Annotated in this window: 15 protein-coding genes and 1 riboswitch; of the genes, 11 read left to right on the top strand and 4 right to left on the bottom strand. The window is 72.3% G+C overall.

The genetic code is table 11. The features are described 5' to 3' along the window. Positions 1-54 precede the first annotated feature (54 nt). Positions 55-645, bottom strand: coding sequence for a GNAT family N-acetyltransferase (locus H7A72_RS12140; RefSeq protein WP_185220695.1), 591 nt, complete (start codon positions 643-645; stop codon positions 55-57). A 221-nt stretch (positions 646-866) separates the two neighbouring features. Here H7A72_RS12140 and H7A72_RS12135 point away from each other — a divergent pair, with 221 nt between their 5' ends. Further along, entirely contained in the window at positions 867-1,163 is a 297-nt protein-coding gene (locus H7A72_RS12135; RefSeq protein ID WP_255494239.1) for a hypothetical protein, read from the top strand. A 70-nt stretch (positions 1,164-1,233) separates the two neighbouring features. Then, positions 1,234-1,644 carry a rhodanese-like domain-containing protein gene (locus H7A72_RS12130; RefSeq protein WP_185220694.1) on the top strand — a complete coding sequence of 137 codons (411 nt, stop codon included), beginning with the start codon at positions 1,234-1,236 and terminating at the stop codon, positions 1,642-1,644. Between the two features lie 9 nt (positions 1,645-1,653). Here H7A72_RS12130 and H7A72_RS12125 read toward each other — a convergent pair whose 3' ends face one another. Beyond that, positions 1,654-2,925, bottom strand: a complete 1,272-nt coding sequence (locus H7A72_RS12125; protein WP_185222389.1) for an MFS transporter — start codon at positions 2,923-2,925, stop codon at positions 1,654-1,656. A gap of 130 nt (positions 2,926-3,055) precedes the next feature. Between H7A72_RS12125 and H7A72_RS12120 the strand changes: the two genes are divergently transcribed. Together H7A72_RS12120 and pcrA are read left to right on the top strand one after the other, a co-directional pair. Continuing rightward, complete coding sequence (locus tag H7A72_RS12120; protein WP_185220693.1) at positions 3,056-4,288, top strand: nucleotide disphospho-sugar-binding domain-containing protein; 1,233 nt, start codon at positions 3,056-3,058, stop codon at positions 4,286-4,288. A gap of 36 nt (positions 4,289-4,324) precedes the next feature. Beyond that, a complete protein-coding gene (gene pcrA, locus H7A72_RS12115; RefSeq protein ID WP_185220692.1) occupies positions 4,325-6,757 on the top strand; it encodes a DNA helicase PcrA in 2,433 nt (810 codons plus the stop codon). Positions 6,758-6,933: 176 nt separating this feature from the next. Here pcrA and H7A72_RS12110 read toward each other — a convergent pair whose 3' ends face one another. Continuing rightward, complete coding sequence (locus H7A72_RS12110) at positions 6,934-7,866, bottom strand: M23 family metallopeptidase (protein ID WP_185220691.1); 933 nt, start codon at positions 7,864-7,866, stop codon at positions 6,934-6,936. A gap of 164 nt (positions 7,867-8,030) precedes the next feature. Next, positions 8,031-8,945 carry a triacylglycerol lipase gene (locus H7A72_RS12105; protein ID WP_223277632.1) on the bottom strand — a complete coding sequence of 305 codons (915 nt, stop codon included), beginning with the start codon at positions 8,943-8,945 and terminating at the stop codon, positions 8,031-8,033. Positions 8,946-9,123: 178 nt separating this feature from the next. On the opposite strand from H7A72_RS12105, the gene sucC reads away from it, so the two are divergent. The 7 genes from sucC (at position 9,124) to ribH (ending at position 16,001) form a co-directional block, all read left to right on the top strand. After that, on the top strand, positions 9,124-10,305 hold the full coding sequence (gene sucC / locus H7A72_RS12100) for an ADP-forming succinate--CoA ligase subunit beta (protein WP_185220690.1): 1,182 nt from the start codon (positions 9,124-9,126) through the stop codon (positions 10,303-10,305). 18 nt (positions 10,306-10,323) lie between these two features. Further along, positions 10,324-11,214, top strand: a complete 891-nt coding sequence (gene sucD, locus H7A72_RS12095; RefSeq protein ID WP_185220689.1) for a succinate--CoA ligase subunit alpha — start codon at positions 10,324-10,326, stop codon at positions 11,212-11,214. A gap of 186 nt (positions 11,215-11,400) precedes the next feature. Beyond that, positions 11,401-12,222: a lysozyme gene (locus H7A72_RS12090; protein WP_185220688.1), complete on the top strand. Its 822-nt coding sequence runs from the start codon at positions 11,401-11,403 to the stop codon at positions 12,220-12,222. A 93-nt stretch (positions 12,223-12,315) separates the two neighbouring features. Then, positions 12,316-12,445: riboswitch (FMN riboswitch) on the top strand. A gap of 142 nt (positions 12,446-12,587) precedes the next feature. Continuing rightward, positions 12,588-13,679 carry a bifunctional diaminohydroxyphosphoribosylaminopyrimidine deaminase/5-amino-6-(5-phosphoribosylamino)uracil reductase RibD gene (gene ribD / locus H7A72_RS12085; RefSeq protein WP_223277631.1) on the top strand — a complete coding sequence of 364 codons (1,092 nt, stop codon included), beginning with the start codon at positions 12,588-12,590 and terminating at the stop codon, positions 13,677-13,679. Then, a complete protein-coding gene (locus H7A72_RS12080) occupies positions 13,679-14,290 on the top strand; it encodes a riboflavin synthase (RefSeq protein ID WP_185220687.1) in 612 nt (203 codons plus the stop codon). The genes ribD and H7A72_RS12080 overlap by 1 nt, the downstream gene beginning before the upstream one ends. Continuing rightward, positions 14,287-15,534, top strand: a complete 1,248-nt coding sequence (locus H7A72_RS12075; RefSeq protein WP_305066828.1) for a bifunctional 3,4-dihydroxy-2-butanone-4-phosphate synthase/GTP cyclohydrolase II — start codon at positions 14,287-14,289, stop codon at positions 15,532-15,534. Before H7A72_RS12080 ends, H7A72_RS12075 begins: the two co-directional genes overlap by 4 nt. After that, positions 15,531-16,001, top strand: coding sequence for a 6,7-dimethyl-8-ribityllumazine synthase (gene ribH / locus H7A72_RS12070; RefSeq protein ID WP_084450253.1), 471 nt, complete (start codon positions 15,531-15,533; stop codon positions 15,999-16,001). Before H7A72_RS12075 ends, ribH begins: the two co-directional genes overlap by 4 nt. Positions 16,002-16,074 lie beyond the last annotated feature (73 nt).

The raw sequence follows: 16,074 nt of genomic DNA, 5'->3' as shown, positions 1-16,074 counted from the left end.
CCGCTGGTCGAGGTGGCCGAGCGCCAGCGAGGCCCTCGAGACCCCCGCTCCCACCTACCCGATGAGCGCGCCCGCGGGGCGGTCCGTGACCAGGGTGGGCACCCAGTAGCGCCGCTTGCCGACCCGCGAGTCCTCGTAGGCCCCACCGGCGCCCTCGATCGTCGCGCGGGAGGCGGCGTTGTCCTCGTCGCACGTGACGAGCACCCGGTCGTGCCCCATCTCGGCGGCGAGCTCGAGCACCTGGCGAAGGGCGGCGCTCGCGTGCCCCTGCCGCCTCGCCGAGGGCCGGATCGAGTAGCCGATGTGCCCGCCCTGCTCGAGGAGGAAGTCGGTCAGCTCGTGCCGGAAGGCGATCGAGCCGAGATAGGTGTCGCCCTCGGCGATCCACAGATAGGTGCACGGGACGAAGTGCGCCGGGCGGGGCGTCTCCGGCAGCTCGTCGGCGCGACGTGCCTGGACGAGTCGGCGGAACTCCTCGGGGTCCTCGAGTCCCTCACGGGTGAAGTCGTGGCCGGCGAAGCCGGTCGTCGGGTCGGCGGCCAGCTCGAGCACGCCGTCGCCGTCACGGTGCGCCCCGTCGAACTCGTCGAGCGCCTCGAGGTAGGAGCGCTGGTAGCGGGCGTCGGGTCGCACGATCTGGGTCATGACGGACACCCTAGGGCGACCCAATCTCCCACCATGTGAATAGGAGTTTGACGCGAGGGGTGCGCACGTGGTGGGCTCTCGGCATGGACCTCTCGACGCGCACCTGGACCCCCTTCGCCGGGGTGCGTCGCCTGCACCTGGACCTCGCGCTCCACCTCGGTGCCCTCTGTCGCTGCTGCGCCTGACCGCAGCCCGCAGACCACCGCACAGAGAGCCGACCCATGTACACGACCCAGTCCACCCCTGTCCGCCCGACGCCCGGCGTCGAGGCCTTCACCCCCGTCCAGCTGCTGCGCCTGACGCAGCTCTTCGCCTCCGACCCGGCCCTGCCCGACACCCTCGGTCCCGACCCCGACCGCCCCGGCGAGCGCACCTGGCGGCTGCTCGCCGACAGCCCGCGCCTGCAGGTCTGGCTCATCCGCAAGCCTTCGGCGGCAGCCACCTCCACGACGTCACCAACCTCGGTCGTGAGGTGGCTGTCTCCGTCCACGCCTACAGCCCGACGCTCGCGCAGATGACCCACTACGACCTCGTCGACGGCGTGCTGCGGCCCTCCGGCGTCGAGCAGCGTCAGGCGTGGTGAGCGCGATGGCGGCCCAGCACGACGGCATCGACGCCCTCCTCGCCGACGCCCGCTCCCGGCTGACCCGGGTCTCGCCGGTGCAGGCCTGGCGGGAGGTGCGTGACGGCACCGCCCGCCTCGTCGACATCCGTCCGGCGGCGCAGCGGCAGGTCGAAGGGGAGGTCGCCGGCGTCCTCGACCCGTGGGTCATCGAGCGCAATGTCCTCGAGTGGCGGCTCGACCCGCGGCAGGAGGCGTCCCTGCCCGGCGTCGCCCTCGGCGACCGGGTCATCGTCATTTGCCAGGAGGGCTACACCTCGTCGCTGGCGGCGGACTCCCTGCGCTCCATCGGGATCGGGCGGGCGACCGACGTCGTCGGGGGCTTCGCCGCGTGGCGTGACCTCGGGTTGCCGGTGGCCCGTCTCCGCGCGGCCTGACGAAGGGGGTCAGGGCGCGGCCGGGTCGACCGGCGCCGCGAAGCTGCCCTCGGGCACCGGGGTGGCCACCTCCGGTGCCCGCAGTGTGCGCACCTCACGGGAGAGCAGCGCGAGCATGGCCGAGGCGATGATCAGCCCGGCGCACACGAGCAGCGCGGTGTGCGCGCCGAGGTGCGCCGCGGCGGGACCGGCGAGCAGCACCCCCACCGGACCGAAGACCATCGAGCCGAAGGCGTCGTAGGAGGCCACCCGGGAGAGGGCCTCCGGCGGTACCTCCCGCTGCATCGTCGTCTGCCAGAGCACGGTGAAGGCGTCCATGCCCAGCCCCATGACGAAGCCGCCGAGCACGATGACCGGCAGGGGAGCGCCGAGCCCGAGGAGCAGGTAGGGCAGGGCCGTGGCGGAGGTGAGCAGGACACCGACGAGGATCGGCCGGCGGGGGCGGATGCGCATCGCGACGAGGACCCCGACGAGCATGCCGACGGCCTCACCGGTGAGGATCGCCGACCACGCGCCGGCCCCGCCCAGCTCGGCCTTGGCGACGACCGGGCCCAGCACGGTGTGCGCGCCCTGCCAGGCGAGGACGAGCAGGGCGAACTGCGCGACCACCACCCACAGCCACTCCCGGGAGGAGAACTCGACCCACCCCTCCCGCAGCTCGGCGAGGACGGAGGTCCCCCCTTCGCGTCCGGGGCGGGGGGTGGTGCCGATGCGCCACGCGAAGCCGGCCGCGCAGGCGTAGATCGCGGCGGCCGTGATGAGTGCCCAGCCGGGACCGATGGCGACGACCACCGCGCCCGCGGCGATGAGGCCGCCGACGCGAGCGGCGTTGGCGCCCACGGCGAGCAGGGCGTTGGCCGGCTGGAGCCGGTCGCGCGGCGCGACCTCGGGGATGATCCCCGACAGGACCGGCCAGACGACCGCGCCCGCCAGGCCGGTGAGGACGGCGAAGGCGCACACGAGCGGGATCGGCGCCCAGCCGACGAGGAGCATGGTGCCGATGCCCAGCCACGCGACGAGCGAGAGGCACTCCCCGGTGAACATCACCAGCCGGCGCGGGTAGCGGTCGGCGACCACGCCACCGAGGAGCAGGCCGAGCACGTGCGGGACCGCCTCGGCGGCGACGACGAGCGAGAGGGTGCCGGCGTCGGCCCCGGGCAGGTCGAGCACCCCGAAGGCCAGTGCCACCGGTGCGAAGGCGAGCCCGAGCATCGACAGGGTGCGCGCGGCGAAGAGCGAGGCGAAGCGTCGCTCGCGCAGCAGACTCAGGTCCTCGCGCATCGGGCTCACCGGCGCAAGATACTCCTGAGTGGTCTCGAGGCTCGCCAGCTCGCACCTCGACCCCCGTTGGTCGAGGTGGCCGAGCGCCAGCGAGGCCCTCGAGACCCGGGGCGCGTGGTAGGCAGAGGACATGGTGCGCGTCCTCTTCGCTCCCGAGACCTTCAACCTGGGGGAGACCTCCCGCGGGGTCGAGGTCGCGCGCCGCATGCGAGCGGACGGGCACGAGGTCATCGTCTGCGGGTACTCGACGCGCTTCAGCGGTCACGTGACGGACGCCGGGCTGCCCCTCGAGTTGCTCGAGCCCCGCCTGAGCGAGGCGGACGCCGACCGTCTCCTCGCCGTCGACCAGGGGCGTGCGGTGCGGCACCCCTTCACCGTCGACATGTTGCGCCGGCGAGTGCGCAGCGAGCTCGACCTCATGGACGAGTGGCGACCCGACGTCGTCGTCATCGGGTCGACGATGAGCACCTTCGTCTCGGCCCGTGCGGCCGGGATCCCCCTCGTCTACGTCAAGCCCTACGCCATGAGTCGCGGGCACCTGTCGTCCATGAGCGACTTCCCGGTGGTTGCCGGGCGGGGGCGCCTCGCGACGGCGGCCAACGCGGTGGCGGGTCGGACGATCCGGACGGTGGGCCAGAGGCTGACCTACCTGCCGGGGGCCTTCCGCGCCGTCGCGGCGGAGCACGGTGTGTGCCTGCCCCCAACCACGCTCGAGGCGCTGGACGGCGATCTCAACCTCATCGCCTCGCTCCCGCCCGCGCTCGAGCCGCTGCCGCTCGGGCCGAGGGACGAGGTCATCGGTCCGGTCTACTCCCGGACGGCGGGGGAGTTGCCGCAGGAGGTCCACGCCCTGACCGCCACCGGCCGGCCCGTCGTCTACGTGGGCATGGGGTCCTCGGCACGCCGCGACCTCGTGCTCGCGGTCCTCGAGGCGGTCGGGGCCCTCGACGTGGAGATCGTCTCCGGGGCCGGCCAGTACCTCACGGACGCCGACCGTCGCCGGCTTCCCCGCTCGGTGGTCATGACCGACTTCATCCCGGCACACCGACTGGCCGGGCTCGTCGACGCGTCCGTGACCCACGGTGGCGAGGGCACGGTGCAGACGGCGTGCGTCTCCGGTGCCCCCTTCGCCGGGATCGGGCTGCAGGCGGAGCAGCGCTGGAACATCCGGCAGTGCGAGCTCGCCGGTCATGCCCTCCCCTTCACCGCCCGACAGCTGCGCCGCGGCGAGCTGCCGGGGATCGTCGATCGCCTGCTCCGCGATCCACGGCTGCGCGAGGCGGCGCGGAAGGTCCGGGACCGGGCCGCTGCGATCGACGGCCCGGCCGCCGCCTCGCGGGCCATCGCCGCCCTCGCCGGGTGATCGGTGTCGGGGCTCCGACGTAGGCTGGAGGGCGAGATGAGCAGCCTCTTCGACGACCTTCCCGATGCCCTCCCCGGTGAGTGGACCACCGACGTCTCCGATGCGGGGGTGCCCACGTGGGCCGTGTCCGCCGAGGGGCCGACGCGGGCCGCGCACAGCCCGCACCAGCGCCCGCCGGAGCGCGACCCCGAGGAGCTCGTCGCGGGTCTCAACCCCGCCCAGCGCGAGGCGGTCCTGCACTCGGGTGGCCCGCTGCTCATCGTCGCGGGCGCCGGCTCGGGCAAGACCCGGGTGCTCACCCACCGCATCGCCCACCTGCTCGCCGCCCGCGGTGCCCAGCCGGGGCAGATCCTCGCGATCACCTTCACCAACAAGGCCGCCGCGGAGATGCGCGAGCGGGTCGAGGACCTCGTCGGTCCCCGGGCCAAGGCGATGTGGGTGATGACCTTCCACTCGGCGTGCGTGCGCATCCTGCGCCGCGAGGCCACCAAGGTCGGCATGAAGAGCAGCTTCTCGATCTACGACGCCGCCGACAGCCAGCGGCTCATCGCCCTCGTCATGCGCGACCTCGACCTCGACCCCAAGCGCTTCCCGCCGAGGGCCATGGGGCACCGGATCAGCAACCTCAAGAACGAGCTCGTCGACGAGGAGGAGTACGCCCGCCGGGTCGCGGCCGACGAGGACGCGCAGCAGCCGGGAGGCACGCAGCAGGACCAGACGCTGTCGCAGGTCTACACCGAGTACCAGCGTCGGCTGCGCCAGGCCAATGCGCTCGACTTCGACGACATCATCATGACGACGGTGCACATCCTGCAGGCCTTCCCCGACGTGGCCGAGCACTACCGTCGCCGCTTCCGCCACGTGCTCGTCGACGAGTACCAGGACACCAACCACGCGCAGTACATGCTCGTCAAGGAGCTCGTGGGCGGCGACAAGGACGCGACCCGGGGCGAGCACGCCGTCGAGCCGAGCGAGCTCGTCGTCGTCGGTGACGCCGACCAGTCGATCTACGCCTTCCGCGGGGCCTCGATCCGCAACATCATCGAGTTCGAGGAGGACTACCCGGACGCGCGCTCGATCCTGCTGGAGCAAAACTACCGCTCGACCCAGACGATCCTCACCGCGGCCAATGCCGTCATCGAGCGCAACGAGTCCCGTCGCAAGAAGAACCTCTGGACGCAGTCCGGCGAGGGCGAGCCGATCGTCGGCTACGTCGGCGACAACGAGCACGACGAGGCCTCCTTCATCGCCAAGACCATCGACGAGCTCCACGACGAGCACGGCGTGCGGCCCGGCGACGTCGCCGTCTTCTACCGGACCAATGCGCAGTCGCGCGCCATCGAGGAGGTCTTCGTCCGGGTCGGCCTGCCCTACAAGGTCGTCGGTGGCACCCGCTTCTACGAGCGGCGCGAGGTCAAGGACGCCCTGGCCTACCTGCGCGTCGTCGCCAACCCCGCCGACACCGTCAACCTGCGCCGGATCATCAACGTCCCCAAGCGGGGCATCGGCGACCGGGCCCAGGCCGCCGTGGCGCAGCTCGCCGAGCGCGAGCGGATCCCCTTCGTCGCGGCGCTCGGTCGGGTCGAGGACGCACCGGGCATCGCGACCCGGTCGGTGACGGCCGTGCGTGGCTTCACCGCGCTCCTCGAGGGTCTGGGCGCGCTGCAGGAGGAGGGGGCCGGCATCGGTGACCTCCTCGAGGCCGTCCTCGACCGCACCGGCTACGTCGCCGAGCTGCAGGCCAGCCGCGACCCGCAGGACGAGACCCGCCTCGAAAATCTGCAAGAGCTGGTCGGCGTCGCCCGCGAGTTCGACGCGACCCGCGAGGAGACCGGTGAGGTCATCAGCCTCGACGACTTCCTCGAGCAGGTCAGCCTCGTCGCCGACGCCGACGAGATCCCCGACGACGAGGCCGACGACCAGGGCGTCGTCACGCTCATGACCCTGCACACGGCCAAGGGTCTGGAGTTCCCGGTCGTCTTCCTCACCGGCATGGAGGACGGCACCTTCCCGCACCAGCGCAGCCTGGGCAAGGAGGTCGAGCTCGAGGAGGAGCGGCGGCTGGCCTACGTCGGCATCACCCGTGCCCGGGAGCGGCTGCACCTGTCGCGGGCCGCGGTCCGCAGCGCCTTCGGTGCGCCGCAGTACAACCCCGCGTCGCGCTTCCTCGACGAGATCCCGCAGCACCTCGTGCGGTGGGAGCGCACCGGGCCGCCGGTCGGCCCGACCCGCTCGACGCGTGCCCCGGCGGTCGCTCGACTGGCTGCGCGGCCCGGTGTCCGCTCGCCCGGCAACCGTCCGGTGATCGCCCTGTCCGACGGCGACAAGGTCACCCATGACAGCTTCGGTCTGGGCACCGTGATCCGGGTCGAGGGCGAGGGCGACAAGGCCATGGCCCACGTCGACTTCGGGGGCGAGGACGGCGTCAAGCGCCTCCTGCTGCGCTATGCCCCCCTCGAAAAGCTCTGAGACGGCATTGCCCTACGGCAATGCAGCCTCGAGGGCGGCCCCCTTCGCATTGCCCTACGGCAATGCAGCCTCAACGGCGGCCCCCTTCGCATTGCCCTACGGCAATGCAGCCTCCGGACGACCGAAGGGGGCCGACGACCAGTGGTCGTCGGCCCCCTTCGGGGTGGCTGGGTGGGTCAGCTGATCCCGCGCTCGGCTAGCCAGCCGGCGGGGTCGATCGGCTCGCCGCCGCCCGGGTGGATCTCCATGTGCAGGTGCGGGCCGGTCGAGCGGCCGGTGTTGCCCGACAGGGCGACGGTGTCGCCCGGGGCGACCTGCTGGCCGACGGAGGCGCTCACCGAGCTCAGGTGCCCGTAGCGCGAGACCGTGCCGTCCCAGTACTTGATGTCGATGTAGATGCCGTAGCCGTCCATCGGACCGGCGCCGATGACCTCACCGCTGCTCATCGCCTTGAGCGGGGTGCCGACGGCGGCGGCGTAGTCCTGACCGGCGTGCAGGCGACCCCAGCGGTGACCGAAGGGGGAGGTGAAGACGGCGTTGTCGAGCGGCTTGACCCAGCCCTGGGCACCGACCGAGTTGGCGTCACCGGAGTCGCTGGTCTCGGCACCGGCGGCCGTGGTGGTCGAGCCCGAGGTGCTCTCGGCGGAGCGCTCGCGGGCGGCGCGCTTCTTGGCCTCGGCGCGGTCGGCGGCCAGCTGCTTGCGGGCCTTGTCGCGGGCGACGCGCTGGCGCTCCTGGGTGCGGCCCTGGTCCTGAGCGACCGAGGTCGACGCGGCCTGGCGGCGCTGGGCGAGACCGTCGGTCTCGTCGGTGATCGTGGCGGACTGGGCGCGGGCGCTCTCGACGACGTCGGGGTCGGAGAGCAGCGCAGCGGCGCTCGGGGTCTCGGCGCCGGCCGGGGTGAAGGCGGCCTGCGCGTGCGAGGCGGCCGAGGTGAACGGCGAGGACTGCGCGGCGGTGGCGCCGGCAGCCGTCAGCACGAGGGCCGCGGCGGCCGCGGTGGGCAGCGCGTAGGCGGGGCCGAAGCTCTTGGGGAGGCGCGATCGGCGCTGCTGGGCGCGGCGCTCGGCGCGGGTGGGCGGCCGGTGTCGACCGGTGTACTCACTCATGAAGGGGACGTCCTCGCAGGGGATCTCGGACTCAGCCCCTGGGGTGGGACCGTGGACAAATCTCGGCAACCCTAGCGTGACCATTTCGTTATGCAAAACTGAGGGTGGCCCAAGCCACACGAGTGTGGTCGACCCCGTCGAGGCCGTCGCGCGCGAGCGCCCGATCAGGCGGAGATGTCGGTGACCGACGCGGTCTGGTTGCCCTCGGAGTCGATCTGCACGAGGCTCGTCGCGATCTTGTGCACGACGGTCGGCAGGATCGGCAGCGACAGGTGTCCGACGCCCCGCAGGCGCACATTGGTCACCTCGACGCCCTCCTGCCGGAGCGAGGCCCCAACCGCCGGAACGATCACCTCGTCGGTGTCGGACCAGAAGGCGATGATCCGGGTCCGGCAGCCGGGCGCGGGCTCGTTGAGCTCCTGCATCAGCGCACTGCCGGGGCGCAACTGGCGGGTGAGCGAGGTGGGCAGGAGGTAGGCCGCGAGCGTGCCCGTGTGCGGCGCGCCGAGCGTGGCGAGGGTGTGGATGCGCTCGTCACCACCGAGGCGGGTGACGTAGTAGCGGGCGACGACCCCACCCAAGCTGTGCGCGACGATGTGGATCCGCTCGTAGCCGGTCTCCTCGACGATCGCCTCGACCTCCTCCGCGAGCTGGGCGGCGGCCGTGCGCACGTCGCGGGTGCGCACGGAGTAGTTCATCGCGAAGACCCGGCTGAAGCCGCGCCGCAGCAGGCCGCGACGCAGCACGGTGAAGATCGAGTGGTTGTCGGCGAAGCCGTGGAGCAGCAGGATCGGCGTCCCGCTCTCGACGAGGCCGGCGACGAGCATGCCGCGGCGCACGGGGTTGAGGTGCTCGATGCGGTAGCCGTGGCGCGGGCCGCCGCGGCGGGGCGAGCGGGCGCCGAAGGGGTAGAGGGAGAAGTGCGTCGTCGCCCAGACGAGCTCGACGGCGGCGAAGACCATCGCCTGCGTCGTCGCCATCCGCCGGGCCTGGTCGACCACGCCGGACCGCAGGCTCGCCGACGTCGGTGCCGGGTCGCCGGTCGCGAGGTCGCCGTCGTGCGGCTGCTGCGTGGCCATGGTGACCCGAGGGTAACCCCGCTTCGGTGCCGTGAGCGAGATCTCGTGACGACTCCGTGATCCACGGTTGAACGACCCCGCGTCGCGAGCGCTCGCGAGACCGGACGTGCTCCCCCTTCGTCCGGGGGCTAGTCTCGTCCCGCACCCCGTTACCACAGCAGAGGACGGAATCACCCTCGTGGATCTCTTCGAGTACCAAGCACGCGACGTGTTCGAGAAGCACGGCGTCCCGGTTCTTGCCGGCGCCGTCGCCACCACCCCCCAGGAGGCTCGAGCAGCCGCCGAGACCATCGGCGCCAAGAGCGGCGGTGTCACCGTCGTCAAGGCCCAGGTCAAGACCGGTGGCCGCGGCAAGGCCGGCGGCGTCAAGGTCGCCAAGACCGCTGACGAGGCCGAGGCGCACGCCGAGGCCATCCTGGGCATGGACATCAAGGGCCACACGGTCCACAAGGTCATGATCGCCCAGGGCGCGCAGATCGCCGAGGAGTACTACTTCTCGATCCTGCTCGACCGCGCCAACCGCACGTACCTCGCCATGTGCTCCAAGGAGGGCGGGATGGAGATCGAGCAGCTCGCCGTCGAGCGCCCCGAGGCCCTCGCCCGCATCGCGGTCGACCCCAACGTCGGCATCGACGACGCCAAGGCCACCGAGATCGTCCAGGCCGCGGGCTTCGACGAGGCCGACCAGGCCAAGATCGCCGACGTCCTGAAGAAGCTGTGGGTCGTCTACCGCGACGAGGACGCGACCCTCGTCGAGGTCAACCCCCTCGTCAAGACCGAGCAGGGCGACATCGTCGCCCTCGACGGCAAGGTCACCCTCGACGGCAACGCCGACTTCCGCCATCCGGACCACGCCGAGCTCGAGGACAAGGCTGCGGCCGACCCGCTCGAGGCCAAGGCCAAGAGCCTGGGCCTCAACTACGTCAAGCTCGACGGCAACGTCGGCATCATCGGCAACGGCGCCGGGCTCGTCATGAGCACCCTCGACGTCGTCGCCTACGCCGGTGAGGACTTCACCGGCGGCAAGGCCAAGCCGGCCAACTTCCTCGACATCGGTGGCGGCGCCTCGGCCGAGGTCATGGCCAACGGCCTCGACGTCATCCTCGGCGACGAGCAAGTCAACTCCGTCTTCGTCAACGTCTTCGGTGGCATCACCGCGTGCGACGCGGTCGCGGACGGCATCGTCGGCGCCCTCAAGACCCTCGGTGACTCGGCGACCAAGCCGCTCGTCGTGCGTCTCGACGGCAACAACGTCGACGAGGGTCGTCGCATCCTCGCCGAGTTCAACCACCCCCTCGTGACCGTCGAGGCCACCATGGACGGCGCCGCCCGCAAGGCCGCCGAGCTGGCCGCGAAGTAAAGGACGACTGAAACAGACATGGCAATCTTCCTCACCGCTGACTCCAAGGTCATCGTCCAGGGCATGACCGGCTCGGAGGGCATGAAGCACACGACGCGCATGCTCGCCTCGGGCACCAACGTCGTGGGTGGCGTCAACCCCAAGAAGGCCGGCCAGAGCGTCGACTTCCCGGGTGGCCAGTCCGTCCCCGTCTTCGGCTCCGTCGCCGACGCGATCAAGGAGACCGGCGCCGACGTGTCGGTCATCTTCGTGCCGCCGGCCTTCGCCAAGTCCGCCGTCGTCGAGGCCGTCGACGCCGAGATCGGCCTCGCCGTCATCATCACCGAGGGCATCCCCGTCAGGGACTCCGCGGAGTTCTACAACTACTCCGTCGGCAAGGCCACGCGCCTCATCGGCCCCAACTGCCCCGGCCTGATCAGCCCCGGCAAGTCCAACGCCGGCATCATCCCGGCGGACATCGCCGGCGCCGGTCGCATCGGCCTGGTCTCCAAGTCGGGCACGCTGACCTACCAGATGATGTACGAGCTGCGTGAGTTCGGCTTCTCCACGGCCGTCGGCATCGGTGGCGACCCGGTCATCGGCACCACGCACATCGACTGCCTCGAGGCCTTCGAGGCCGACCCCGAGACCGACGCGATCGTCATGATCGGCGAGATCGGTGGCGACGCCGAGGAGCGGGCCGCGGCCTACATCAAGGACAACGTCACCAAGCCGGTCGTCGGCTACGTGGCCGGATTCACCGCCCCGGAGGGCAAGACCATGGGCCACGCCGGCGCCATCGTCTCCGGCTCCTCCGGTACGGCCGCCGCCAAGAAGGAGGCCCTCGAGGCCGCCGGCGTCAAGGTCGGCAAGACGCCGTCCGAGACCGCTGCCCTCATGCGCGAGATCATGCAGGGTCTGGGCAAGTAACCAGCCCGACCCACGAGCGAAGGGGAGGGGAGACCGCGAAGTCTTCCCTCCCCTTCGTCGTGCCCGGCAGATCCTGACGAAGGTCTGACCGCAGCGAGGGGAGTTCGTGGGCCCCTCGTCACCTGCGGTCCCTAGGGTCCACGCGGGCCGCCTGCCGCGGCCCGCACCCGACGCCAGGAGACCTCCATGTCCCGCACGACCACCGTGTTCGCCGCGCTGCTCGCGGCGACCGCCCTCACGGCCACGACCGCCTCGGCCGCACCCACCCAGGACCGCCCGACACCCGAGGCCAAGGCGGCCGGCATCACCGAGCCCGGCGACGCGCGCATGGGGTGGAAGGAGCGCTCGCAGCAGCCGACGGCGCGCAGCAGCGCAACCGTGGCCGCGCCCGCGGGCGTCCCGGGCATCGACGTGTCCAACTGGCAGGGCTCGGTCGACTGGACCGCGCAGTGGAATGCCGGCAAGCGCTTCGCCTACGTCAAGGCGACCGAGGGGACCGGCTACACCAGCCCCTCCTTCGCCCAGCAGTACAACGGCTCCTACAACGTGGGCATGATCCGCGGCAGCTACCACTTCGCGCTGCCCAACACGTCCTCGGGCTCCACCCAGGCCAACTACTTCGTCGACCACGGGGGCGGCTGGTCCGCCGACGGCAAGACGCTGCCCGGCGTCCTCGACGTCGAGTGGAACCCCTACGGCAGCACCTGCTACGGACTGACCCAGAGCGGCATGCGGACCTGGATCAACTCCTTCCTCAACCAGTACAAGGCGCGCACCGGCCGCTACCCGGTGATCTACACCAACACCAACTGGTGGAACGAGTGCGTCGGCCACGACACGAGCTTCGCGGCGAAGTCGCCGCTGTGGATCGCCCGCTACTCCAGCAGCGTCGGCACCCTGCCCACCGGCTGGGGCACCTACTCCTTCTGGCAGTACACCGACAGCCCGATCGACCAGAACGTCTGGAACGGCTCGCTCGACCGGCTGCGCTACTTCGCGAAGAACTGACGCGACATCCTCCGGGCCGGTGCCGTGTGGTGAGACCCACGGTGGCACCGACCCGTGAGGGGAGTAGCCTGATGCGCGTACGAGTTCAGTCGTACGCGTGCTCCGGGGTCGGTGTAATTCCGAGCCGGCGGTAACAGTCCGCGAGCCCGTCCTCTCGAGGCCGGGTTGAGCTGGTGGAACTCCAGCACCGACGGTGAAAGTCCGGATGGGAGGCAGCACGCGACGGCGTGGGCCGTGCCGTGCGGGCTCCCTCGGGTGACCGCGTGGTGCGGTCGTCACCGGCTACCCGGTGGTCCCACGTCGTCGTCACGCCATCGGCGTGCCTTCCTGTGCCCCGTGGTCCGCGTCGGACCACGGAGAGGCAGATGCAGCAACCGGTCACCATCGAGTGGGCCATGACCCGCGCCGTCGAGCTGGCGGCGCGCGGGCTCGGTCGCACCGCCCCCAACCCCGTCGTCGGGTGCGTCGTCCTCGATGTGGACGGTGTCGTCGTGGGCGAAGGGTGGCACTCCCGGGCCGGTGGCCCCCACGCCGAGGTCGAGGCGCTGGCTGCCGCCGGAGACGCCGCACGCGGCGGCACCGCCGTCGTCACCCTCGAGCCCTGCCGCCACACCGGTCGCACCGGCCCCTGCACGAGCGCCCTCCTCGCCGCCGGCGTCGCCCGGGTCGTCGTCGCCGTCCCCGACCCCACCGAGACCGCCGGCGGGGGAGCGGACCTGTTGCGCCGCAACGGCGTCGAGGTCGTCGAGGGGGTCGGCCGAGAGGCGGCCGAGCACGGCAACCGGGCCTGGCTGCACGCCGTGCGCACCGGTCGGCCGTGGGTGACGTGGAAGCTCGCCACGACCCTCGACGGACGCACATCGGCCGCCGACGGCACGAGCCGCTGGATCACCGGCGCGACGGCCCGCGAGGCGGTCCACCGGCTGCGCGCCGAGCGTGACGCCGTCCTCGTCGGCGCCGGCACCCTGCGCGCGGACGACCCGCACCTGGCGGTCCGCGGCCTCGACGACGTCACCCAGCCGCTGCGCGTGGTCCTCGACCCGCGCGCCGAGATCGCGCTCACCGCCCGGGTCCTCGACGACGTCGCGCCGACGCTCGTCGTCGTCGCCGAGGGCGCCGACGCGACCCGGCTCACCACCGCGGGCGTCGACGTGCTCGCCCTGCCGGCGGGGGAGCGGGGCCTCGACCTCGCGGCCCTGCTCGCGGCCCTCCACGGGCGCGGAGTGCACTCCGTCCTGCTCGAGGGCGGCGCGCGACTGGCCGCGTCCGCCGTCGCCGACGACCTCGTCGACGAGGTCGTCGCCCACATCGCCCCCGCACTGCTCGGGGCCGGCTCGCCGGTCCTCGCCGACGCGGGGATCACGACCATCACCGAGGCCCTGCGCCTCACCACCACCGACGTCGCCCGCCTCGGCGACGACGTCGCCGTCACCGCCACCGTGAGGAGGGAGCGCTGATGTTCACCGGGATCATCGAGGAGCTCGGGGAGGTGGTCACCATCGAGCCGGGCGCCGACTCCAGCCGGCTCACCGTCCGTGGCGAGGTGACGACCACCGAGGTCGCCCACGGGGCGTCGATCGCCGTCAACGGCGCCTGCCTGACCGTCACCGACCACGAGGCGAAGGGGGGAGTCGTCACCTTCGACGTCATGGCCGAGAGCCTGCGGCGCACCGTCCTCGGCGACCTCGCCGTCGGCGACGTGGTCAACCTCGAGCGGCCGATGGTGCTCGGCGCGCGCCTCGACGGGCACCTCGTCCAGGGGCACGTCGACGGGACCGCGACGATCACCGAGCGACGCCCGGGGGATCGCTGGGAGGAGGTGCGGCTCTCGCTCGCACCGGAGCTGGCCCCCTTCGTCGTGGACAAGGGCTCGATCTGCCTCGACGGGGTGAGCCTGACCCTCACCGCGGTCGGCGACGACCACGTCGAGGTCGCCCTCATCCCGACGACCTTGGAGCTGACGACCCTGGGCCGCAAGGGAGTCGGCGACAGGGTCAACGTCGAGGTCGACATCCTCGGCAAGTACGTGCAGCGCACCCTCGCGCTCGGGACGAAGGACGCACGATGAGCCACGACGAGAGCCTGCTCGACCCGGTCGAGACCGCCGTCGAGGCCATGGCCGCCGGTCGTCCCGTGCTCGTCGTCGACGACGCCGACCGGGAGAACGAGGGCGACATCATCTTCGCCGCGGACGCCGCGACCGACGAGATCATGGGTGCCACCGTGCGCCTCGGCAGCGGGGTCATCTGCGTCGCGATGACGGGCGAGGACCTCGACCGCCTCGCCCTGCCGCCGATGACGGCGATCAACGAGGACGCCAAGGGCACCGCATACACGATCTCGGTCGACGCGCGCGAGGGTGTGACGACCGGCATCAGCGCCGCCGACCGGGCCCGCACGGCGCGGCTGCTCGCCGACCCGGCGACCGGTCGCGAGGACCTGGCCCGCCCGGGCCACGTCTTCCCCCTTCGGGCTCGTGACGGGGGTGTCCTCGTGCGCCGCGGGCACACCGAGGCCGCCGTCGACCTGTGCCGGCTCGCGGGCCGCCGCCCGGCCGGCGTCATCTGCGAGGTCGTCGAGGAGGACGGCTCGATGTCGCGGCTGCCGCAGCTGCGCCGGCTCGCCGACGAGCGCGGCTGGCCGCTGGTGAGCATCGCCGACCTCGTCGACCTGCGCCGGCGCACCGAGGCGCTCGTCGAGCGGGTCGTCTCGACGCGGCTGCCGACGGTGCACGGCGAGTTCACCGCCCACGGCTACCGCAGCGGTGTCGACGGCAGCGAGCACATCGCGCTCGTCCACGGCGACATCAGCGAGGGCACCCCCCTCGTGCGGGTGCACAGCGAGTGCCTGACCGGAGACGTCTTCGGCTCCAAGCGCTGCGACTGCGGCCCGCAGCTCGAGGCGGCCCAGTCGGCCGTCGTGCGAGCCGGGGCCGGCGTCATCGTCTACGTCCGCGGCCACGAGGGGCGCGGCATCGGGCTCGTCGACAAGCTGCGCGCCTACGCCGCCCAGGACGCCGGCGCCGACACCGTCGACGCCAACTCCGAGCTCGGCCTGCCCGTCGACGCGCGGGACTACACGCACGCCGCCCAGGTGCTGCGCGACCTCGGGCTCGGCACCGTGCGCCTGCTGAGCAACAACCCGGCGAAGGTCGAGGCGCTCACCTCGCTCGGCATCGAGGTGTCCGGCCGGGAGCCGTTGCCGCCGAGCATCACCAGCGACAACCTCCACTACCTGCGCACCAAGCGCGACCGGATGGGCCACGACCTCCCGTGGCTGCCGGAGACCCACGACGAAGGGAGCACCCGATGAGCGGGCACGGAGCACCTCGGATCGACCTCGGCGACGCGAGCGACCTGCGGGTCGCGATCGTCGCGTCGAGCTGGCACACCCAGGTCATGGACGGCCTCGTCGCCGGCGCGCGGGCGGCGCTGGGCGAGGCGGGCATCGAGCCGACCTTCGTCCCGGTGCCGGGCAGCTTCGAGCTGCCGGTCGTCGCGGCGCAGCTGGCGAGGACCCACGACGCGGTCGTGGCCCTGGGGGTGGTGATCCGCGGTGGCACACCGCACTTCGACTACGTCTGCTCCGCGGCGACCGACGGGTTGTCGCGGGTGGCGATCGAGACCGGGACCCCGGTGGGCTTCGGCCTGCTGACCTGCGACGACGACGCGCAGGCCCTCGACCGTGCCGGGCTGCCGGGGTCGCGCGAGGACAAGGGGCGTGAGGCGGCGGAGGCCGCGGTGTCGACCGCGCTCACCCTGCGCTCCCTGCGTGGGTGACGCAGGACACATCCGGACGGTGGGGTCCGGGGAGTGACGTGCAGTCCTCCCCGGGCCTACCCTTGGCGACACA

The organism is Janibacter sp. YB324 (genome assembly GCF_014217915.1).
Classification (GTDB): domain Bacteria; phylum Actinomycetota; class Actinomycetes; order Actinomycetales; family Dermatophilaceae; genus Janibacter; species Janibacter indicus.
The sequence above is the reverse complement of the archived record's forward strand: the minus strand, read 5'-3'. Positions and strand labels throughout refer to the sequence as shown.

What these genes read in the sequence shown, in the direction of transcription:
- H7A72_RS12140 (WP_185220695.1), bottom strand. Translation starts at nt 645, where the DNA reads ATGACCCAGATCGTGCGACCCGACGCCCGCTACCAGCGCTCCTACCTC.
- H7A72_RS12135 (WP_255494239.1), top strand. Translation starts at nt 867, where the DNA reads ATGTACACGACCCAGTCCACCCCTGTCCGCCCGACGCCCGGCGTCGAG.
- H7A72_RS12130 (WP_185220694.1), top strand. Translation starts at nt 1,234, where the DNA reads ATGGCGGCCCAGCACGACGGCATCGACGCCCTCCTCGCCGACGCCCGC.
- H7A72_RS12125 (WP_185222389.1), bottom strand. Translation starts at nt 2,925, where the DNA reads ATGCGCGAGGACCTGAGTCTGCTGCGCGAGCGACGCTTCGCCTCGCTC.
- H7A72_RS12120 (WP_185220693.1), top strand. Translation starts at nt 3,056, where the DNA reads ATGGTGCGCGTCCTCTTCGCTCCCGAGACCTTCAACCTGGGGGAGACC.
- pcrA (WP_185220692.1), top strand. Translation starts at nt 4,325, where the DNA reads ATGAGCAGCCTCTTCGACGACCTTCCCGATGCCCTCCCCGGTGAGTGG.
- H7A72_RS12110 (WP_185220691.1), bottom strand. Translation starts at nt 7,866, where the DNA reads ATGAGTGAGTACACCGGTCGACACCGGCCGCCCACCCGCGCCGAGCGC.
- H7A72_RS12105 (WP_223277632.1), bottom strand. Translation starts at nt 8,945, where the DNA reads ATGGCCACGCAGCAGCCGCACGACGGCGACCTCGCGACCGGCGACCCG.
- sucD (WP_185220689.1), top strand. Translation starts at nt 10,324, where the DNA reads ATGGCAATCTTCCTCACCGCTGACTCCAAGGTCATCGTCCAGGGCATG.
- H7A72_RS12090 (WP_185220688.1), top strand. Translation starts at nt 11,401, where the DNA reads ATGTCCCGCACGACCACCGTGTTCGCCGCGCTGCTCGCGGCGACCGCC.
- ribD (WP_223277631.1), top strand. Translation starts at nt 12,588, where the DNA reads ATGCAGCAACCGGTCACCATCGAGTGGGCCATGACCCGCGCCGTCGAG.
- H7A72_RS12080 (WP_185220687.1), top strand. Translation starts at nt 13,679, where the DNA reads ATGTTCACCGGGATCATCGAGGAGCTCGGGGAGGTGGTCACCATCGAG.
- H7A72_RS12075 (WP_305066828.1), top strand. Translation starts at nt 14,287, where the DNA reads ATGAGCCACGACGAGAGCCTGCTCGACCCGGTCGAGACCGCCGTCGAG.
- ribH (WP_084450253.1), top strand. Translation starts at nt 15,531, where the DNA reads ATGAGCGGGCACGGAGCACCTCGGATCGACCTCGGCGACGCGAGCGAC.